General features: G+C 76.1%; 3 protein-coding genes. 2 read left to right on the forward strand and 1 reads right to left on the reverse strand.

What is annotated here, in order from left to right; genetic code table 11:
* Positions 1 to 122: 122 nt before the first annotated feature.
* Positions 123 to 650 carry a M15 family metallopeptidase gene (locus ACFUEL_RS38290; RefSeq protein WP_380242625.1) on the reverse strand — a complete coding sequence of 176 codons (528 nt, stop codon included), beginning with the start codon at positions 648 to 650 and terminating at the stop codon, positions 123 to 125.
* A gap of 138 nt (positions 651 to 788) precedes the next feature.
* Between ACFUEL_RS38290 and ACFUEL_RS38295 the strand changes: the two genes are divergently transcribed.
* Complete coding sequence (locus tag ACFUEL_RS38295; RefSeq protein WP_380242626.1) at positions 789 to 1,451, forward strand: response regulator transcription factor; 663 nt, start codon at positions 789 to 791, stop codon at positions 1,449 to 1,451.
* Positions 1,448 to 2,557, forward strand: a complete 1,110-nt coding sequence (locus ACFUEL_RS38300; protein WP_380242628.1) for a sensor histidine kinase — start codon at positions 1,448 to 1,450, stop codon at positions 2,555 to 2,557. The genes ACFUEL_RS38295 and ACFUEL_RS38300 overlap by 4 nt, the downstream gene beginning before the upstream one ends.
* Positions 2,558 to 2,579: the final 22 nt, after the last annotated feature.

Below are 2,579 nucleotides of genomic sequence, written 5' to 3' on the forward strand. Positions count from 1 at the left end.
ACTCACCACGGAGCCGCTCCACATCCCCCAGCTTCACACCTGAAGAATGCCCACCAACAGGCAAGATCACCCAACGTAACGAAGCACTACTAGGGGGCCGCTGACCGCGTCAGCCCGCCGCGTCAGCCCGCCGCGTCGGGCAGTTGCTCCGGGCAGGTCCCGCCGGGGGCGGTGAGCAGCTCGAAGTGCCACATCTCGTTGGCGTACACCTGGCAGAGCCCGTACCGGGCGCCGTTGCGCCCCAGCCAGTCGGCGGCGTCGGTGGGGCCGACGTCGACGGCGCGGCCGGAGACGTGGGTGGACCTCTCGGGGGTGTTGACGTAGCGGCGGGCCAGGTCGAGGGTGCCGTAGCGGGTGACGGCGTCGTCGAGGAGGCGCTGCTGGTAGGCGGGGCTGCGCCAGCCGGAGGTGATCCGCAGGTCGACGCCCCGGGCGCGGGCGTCGGCCGCCGCGGCGCGGACCGCGGCCAGCAGCGCGGGGTCGAGCCCGCGCAGGGCGGGGAGGTCCGCGTCCACGGCGACCGAGGTGCCGGTGGGGAGCTCGCCGTCGGCGGGCCGCGGGCCCGCGGGGACGAGGGTGTACGCCGCGACCGCCCCGAGGAGCGCCACCGCGCCCAGTCCGGTGATCGTGGTCCGTCCGATCTTCTTCATCTCCGCCTCCCGGCCGTCCGTGCTGTCCGGTCCCATTGCAGGGCGGGGGGTGTTGCGCGGGCGTCTGCGTCGGCGCATACGTTTTCGACATGCCCCGCGGTGTCCAATGACCGGGGGCGTCGAGGAACGGAGCGGTGCGTGCGGGTGCTGGTGGTGGAGGACGAGGAGTACCTCGCCGAGGCCGTGCAGGCGGGGCTGCGGCTGGCGGCGATCGCCTGCGACGTGGCGGGGGACGGCGAGGCGGCGTGGGAGCGGCTGGCGGTGCACCGCTACGACGTGGTGGTGCTGGACCGGGACCTGCCGGGGATGCCGGGCGACGAGGTGTGCCGGCGGATCGTCGCGGCGGGGCTGGGCTGCCGGGTGCTGATGCTGACCGCGGCGGCCCGGCTGGACCAGAAGGTCGCCGGGTTCGAGCTGGGCGCCGACGACTACCTGACCAAGCCGTTCGACCTGGCGGAGCTGGTGGTGCGGCTGCGTTCGCTGGCCCGCCGCCCGGCCGAGTCGGTGCCGCCGGTGCTGGAGCGGGCGGGCGTCCGGCTGGACGCGTTCCGCCGGGAGGTGTTCCGGGACGGCCGCTACGTGGCGCTGTCGCGCAAGCAGTTCGCGGTGCTGGAGGTGCTGATGGCGGCCGGCGGCGGCGTGGTGAGCGCCGAGGACCTGCTGGAGCGGGCCTGGGACGAGCACGCCGACCCGTTCACCAACGCGGTGCGGATCACCATCTCGGGCCTGCGCAAGCGGCTCGGCGAGCCGTGGGTGATCCACACCGTGCCGGGCGTCGGCTACCGGCTGGACGCGGCGTGAGCCGCCCGCGGCGGCTGACCGCGCGGCTGCGGCTGACGCTCAGCTACACGCTGTTCACGCTCACCACGGGCGTGCTCTGCCTGGCCGTGGTGTACGTCGGCATGCGGTACGTGCCGAACTACCCGCTGATGCCGGCCAATCCGCGCGACCGGGCGGACGCGCCGTCCCGGCAGGAGATCCTGGAGTCGCTGCTGACGGCGTCGGGGTACGCGCTGGCGGTGCTGACGGCGGTCGGGATGGCGGGCGGCTGGCTGGTCGCGGGGCGGGTGCTGCGCCCGCTGCAGGAGGTGACGGCGGCGGCCCGGCGGGCGTCCGGCGGCGACCTGGGGCACCGGATTGCGCTGGCCGGGCCGCGGGACGAGTTCACCGAGCTGGCCGACGCGTTCGACGAGATGCTGGCCCGGCTGGAGCGGTCCTTCGAGGCCCAGCAGCGGTTCGCCGCGAACGCCTCGCACGAGCTGCGCACCCCGCTGGCGATCAACCGGACGATGCTGCAGGTCGCGGCGGCCGACCCGGCGCACCAGGACTGGCCGCGGCTGGTGTCCCGGCTGCAGGACACCAACCAGCGCGGCATCGAGGTCACCGAGGCGCTCCTGCAGCTGGCCGAACTCTCGCACCGGGAGCCGGAGTCGGCGCCGCTGGAGCTGTCGGCGGCGGTCCGCGAGGCGCTGGCCGCGACGGCGGCGGAGGCCGGGGCGCTGGGCGTCGGGGTGCGGGCCGAACTGGGCCCGGCGCCGACCCTGGGCAACGCGGTGCTGCTCCGGCAGGCCGCCGTCAACCTGGTGCAGAACGCGCTGCGGCACAACCTGCCCGAGGGCGGCCGGGTCGAGGTGCGCACCGGCCCGGACGGCGGGCGGCCGGGGTGGGTGCGGCTGGTGGTGCGCAACTCCGGCCCGGTGCTGGACGGGGCGCTGGTGGCCACCTTGACCGAGCCGTTCCTGCGCGGCGGGGGGCGGACGGCGCAGCGCGGCCCGGTGCGGCGCGGCCACGGCCTGGGGCTGGCGATCGTGGCGGCGGTGGCCGGCGCGCACGGCGGGGAGCTGCGGCTGACCGGGCTGCCGGAGGGCGGCCTGGAGGTGGTGCTGGCGCTGCCCGGCCCCGCGTAGCGCGACGGCCGGGGGCCGGGAG

This window comes from Kitasatospora sp. NPDC057198 (assembly GCF_042670125.1).
Classification (GTDB): Bacteria; Actinomycetota; Actinomycetes; order Streptomycetales; family Streptomycetaceae; genus Kitasatospora.